The sequence below is a fragment of the Planktothrix sp. FACHB-1355 genome (assembly GCF_014748295.1).
Lineage (GTDB): Bacteria > Cyanobacteriota > Cyanobacteriia > Cyanobacteriales > Aerosakkonemataceae > Aerosakkonema > Aerosakkonema funiforme_A.
Genome location: NZ_JACJUP010000662.1, coordinates 1 through 3867, shown reverse-complemented (window position 1 = coordinate 3867; position 3867 = coordinate 1). Strand labels below are relative to the sequence as shown.

The window sequence follows — 3867 nt, the reverse complement described above, 5'->3', positions numbered from 1 at the left end:
CACCATCTCCAATCTTAGCTTGATTGGCAATTCCCACTTGTCCCGCTAGCAAAACTCGATTTCCTACTTTCACTCCGCCAGCCAATCCGACTTGTGCGGCTAAAGCGCTGTTAGAACCTACCTGACAGCCGTGACCGATTTGTACGAGGTTGTCAATTTTCGTGTTTTGTGCTATGCGAGTTTCTCCTACGGCGGGACGATCGATCGTGCTGTTGCAGCCAACTTCCACACCATCTTCCAGTACGGTACAGCCAGATTGTTCCATTTTGAACCAGCCATGCGGTGTGGGGACAAAGCCAAAGCCTTCCGCACCGATGACAGCACCGCTGTGAATGACGCAATTGGCACCGATGCGGGCGCGTTCGTGGATGGTACAGTTGGCGTGTAAGATGGTGCGATCGCCGATCTGCACTTCTGGGTAAATTACTACATTGGGGTGAACGCAGACGTAGTTGCCAATTTTTACGCCTGCTTGGATGACCGCGTGGGGGCCAATGTAAACATCGTTACCAATTTCAGCTGAGGGATGAATGACTGCTGCGGGATGAATTTCAGGTGCGGGATGAAAAGGTTTGTAGAAAAGTGCGATCGTCTTGGCAAATAATAATCTTGGGTCTTTTGTGGCAATCCAGGCAATCCCCCGTTCAGTTGCTTGCTGCTGTAAGGCTTCGTCTGCTGGCAAAATCAAAGCGCTCGCAGCAGTTTTTCCGACAAAAGCCGCGAATTTTCCCCCTTCTATATAACTTATGCTGCCAGGGGTCGCCTCCTCTATTGCTGCCACTCCCGCAATCTCTGGATTGAGATCTGGGTTAGAAGTCAGGCTATTGCTAGCATTCACGTCTAGTTTTTGGACGATTTCGCTAAATTTCATCATTTTCTACAAGCAATGAACTATCAATTATGAACTACCTATCGCATTACCTGCTAAGTGGGCGGTTGTCCAAGCACTTTGGAAATTAAAGCCACCGGTTACGCCGTCGATATCCAGAATTTCTCCTGCAAAGTAAAGACCGGGACAGGATTTGCTTTCCATAGTTTTGAAGTCTACTTCTTTGAGACTGACGCCGCCACAAGTAACAAATTCTTCTTTAAAAACGCCTTTGCCATTAACTTGGTATTGACCTTGAGTAAGTTCTTGAATTAAGCGATCGAGTACTTTATTAGATAAACCAGCCCATTTATCCTCCGTACCGATATCCACACGGGTGACTAAATACTCCCAAAGGCGACGGGGGATGGGTACCGGACAGCTGCTGGAAATTTGGCGTCGCGCTAACTGAGACCTAACTGCCAAGAGCATTTGACGCAGGCTTTCTGGATTGTACTGGGGAAGCCAGTTAATTTGCAAAGTTGCGCGATAGTGGTTTTCGTGCAATACTCTGGCACCCCAAGCGGAAAGTTTGAGGATAGCTGGGCCACTTAAACCCCAATGGGTGACTAATAATGGCCCGATTTGTTCAAATTCCGTTTTACCGTTAATTTGCAATCGCACGCGGACGTTATCTAAGCTTACCCCAGCTAAATCGCGCAATTGGGGGTCGAGTATGGTGAAGGTAAACAGGGAAGGAACTGGTGGTTCAATTTGATGTCCTAATGCTTTGGCAATTTGATAACCTGTTGAGTTACTGCCGGTAGCAAGCAAGAGGCGATCGCACTTTAACCTTTCTCCCGATTTCAATTCAACCTCAAATTTAGATGACGAGTTTTCCTCAACAGTCTTGACTGAAACAACAACCGCGCCGGTACGAAGTTTGACTCCAGCTGCTTTGGCAGTTTCGATCAGACAATCCACGATAGTTGCGGAATCATCGGTGACAGGAAACATTCGTCCATCCGATTCAGTTTTCAGCTCGACGCCTTGCGCCGCAAACCAAGTAATTGTATCGCGGGGTTGAAACCTGGTAAAAGCACCCCGCAAAGCTTTGCCGCCTCTGGGATAATTTTGCACTAACTGGGCTGGATCGAAACAGGCATGAGTAACGTTGCAACGACCCCCACCGGAAATGCGAACTTTGGTGAGGAATTCACGACCTGCTTCTAGTAAGGTGACAGAGAAGTGTGGATGTGCTTCGGCGCAGGTAATGGCAGCAAAAAAGCCAGCTGCCCCACCCCCTATTACCACAACTTGTAACAATGCTTGGGACACAAATTAATTAGATCTCTTCCAATGGTTCAAAGTCGTCTTTTGCTGCCCCGCAAACGGGACAAACCCAACTATCAGATATATAGTCAAAGGGCGTACCGGCTTCGATGCCGCTATCTGGATCGCCTTCTCCGGGCTTGTAGACGTAGCCGCAGACTGTGCAGATGTACTCTTCCATTTTGCTTTTTCCTCACGATCTTTATACAGTCTAAGCCTCCAGAAACTGAGTTCCGGAGGCTTTAGCTTTTCTTTGGCTTATGAGTCCAAGATCGGTGCTTGTCTTGCTAAACAGCGATTTTCTGTTTAGACCAAACACCATTTTCATCTTCTTCGTATTGCTGGTGAATGGTTTCCCACGCTGCGTGTTCTGCTTTTAACGGATCGTTACTTTGATCTAAGACGGTATTGTAGCGATCGATAAATGTTCTTTGTGCGTCTTCAGATAGATGCGATCGCACTTCGGGAGATAAGTCGTTGGCGCTGTTGCAACGACCCGAACAAGGACGAGGTAGCGCCGCTTCGTTGGTATGTACTTCTTCGCCACCAGCACTTTGCATCAGCAGCTGAATTTCGCCGGATTTGTTGGCTGGGACTTCAGCCATAACCAGAAATTCTCCAGCTTCCAGACGAGTTTGGTAAACGGTTGCTTTATCTTCCGGCATTCCCAGCGCTACGAGGGCGGAAACCAAACCAGCACCGCTCGCACCTGCAAGAGCGCCACCAGCAGCCCCCAGTAGCACGGCACCCAATGGCCCAGCGGCTACAACCCAGCCGACAAAAGGAATCCACAGTGCGCCAATACCTGTCAGCAATGCCAGAACGGAACCAAACAAGGAACCAAAGATGCCGCCTGTCCGCAGTCCCCCTAAAATCACATCTTTTTTAGAGATAAATCCGGCAATGCGGGTGGTGGACTTGAAATTTTTGCCCATCACTGAGATGTGGTCGCGGGAAACGCCACGATCGAGCAGACGCTGCACGACATCGCCTACCTGTTCTTCTTGCTTAAATACCGCTGAAATCGTCCGTTCTGCTGTATATTCAGCTGCCATTATGCTACTCCTTGAGCTTTTGTACCTTCCCTCTTGGAGAATACTGAGACGATCGCTCTGTTGAATCGCTCCTAAGATCGATCGATCGCTTGTCTCAAAGATAGATATTTATTTACATCTGTTTGTAGCTACTACCACCTTGTCATTTGCAGATAACTCAAGATGCCGATCGCGATGGAAAGCAGCAATAACACCCAGATGACGCCGCTGGGAATAAAAGTAATAAGTTCAAATCCTCTCAGTACCCAAGTTGCTAGGGTTAAGCCGATAAATATCGCAAAAATAGACGAAAATCGCCAATTGCCAAAGTTAGGAGAGTTACTCATATATAGCTAGGGACTAGGGGCTAGGGGCTAGGGCGTCGGGGAAGAAGGTTCTAGAATCAAGGCTTTGAGCAATTAAGAATGCCTTAATCGACGAGAGCGGTTGCTATATTTACACTGACACTTGAAGTTGCCAAAGCGAGCCATAATTTACATTTTAAGGGTCGCGACCTCACAGTCGGATTCGACAAACCCGGTTTTTCTAAAAAACCGGGTTTGTGGTGGACGATCGGCCCCTGTTAAGCCTGCTAAAGTAAGCAGTAAAAACACTGACTCGAATGTATAAAAAAAACAAACAGAAGTATAATTACGTGTGTGAGAGTTTGTAATTTATACTACTAATTTTTCA

The 3867-nt window shown here is 47.6% G+C and carries 5 protein-coding genes; all 5 read right to left on the bottom strand.

Annotated elements, in window-relative coordinates:
• A partial coding sequence (gene lpxD, locus H6S82_RS22605) for a UDP-3-O-(3-hydroxymyristoyl)glucosamine N-acyltransferase (protein ID WP_191056742.1) occupies positions 1 to 871 on the bottom strand: 871 nt, incomplete at its 3' end.
• A 27-nt stretch (positions 872 to 898) separates the two neighbouring features.
• Positions 899 to 2146 carry an aminoacetone oxidase family FAD-binding enzyme gene (locus H6S82_RS22600; RefSeq protein WP_190464931.1) on the bottom strand — a complete coding sequence of 416 codons (1248 nt, stop codon included), beginning with the start codon at positions 2144 to 2146 and terminating at the stop codon, positions 899 to 901.
• Between the two features lie 7 nt (positions 2147 to 2153).
• Entirely contained in the window at positions 2154 to 2321 is a 168-nt protein-coding gene (gene rd / locus H6S82_RS22595; RefSeq protein WP_190464930.1) for a rubredoxin, read from the bottom strand.
• Positions 2322 to 2427: 106 nt separating this feature from the next.
• Entirely contained in the window at positions 2428 to 3195 is a 768-nt protein-coding gene (locus H6S82_RS22590) for a ChaB family protein (protein WP_190464929.1), read from the bottom strand.
• Between the two features lie 131 nt (positions 3196 to 3326).
• Positions 3327 to 3521: a hypothetical protein gene (locus H6S82_RS22585; RefSeq protein ID WP_190464928.1), complete on the bottom strand. Its 195-nt coding sequence runs from the start codon at positions 3519 to 3521 to the stop codon at positions 3327 to 3329.
• Between the last annotated feature and the right edge of the window lie 346 nt (positions 3522 to 3867).

Bases quoted from the DNA above. Each gene is read 5' to 3' on its own strand.
- rd (WP_190464930.1), bottom strand. From the start codon at position 2,321: ATGGAAGAGTACATCTGCACAGTCTGCGGCTACGTCTACAAGCCCGGA.
- H6S82_RS22590 (WP_190464929.1), bottom strand. From the start codon at position 3,195: ATGGCAGCTGAATATACAGCAGAACGGACGATTTCAGCGGTATTTAAG.
- H6S82_RS22585 (WP_190464928.1), bottom strand. From the start codon at position 3,521: ATGAGTAACTCTCCTAACTTTGGCAATTGGCGATTTTCGTCTATTTTT.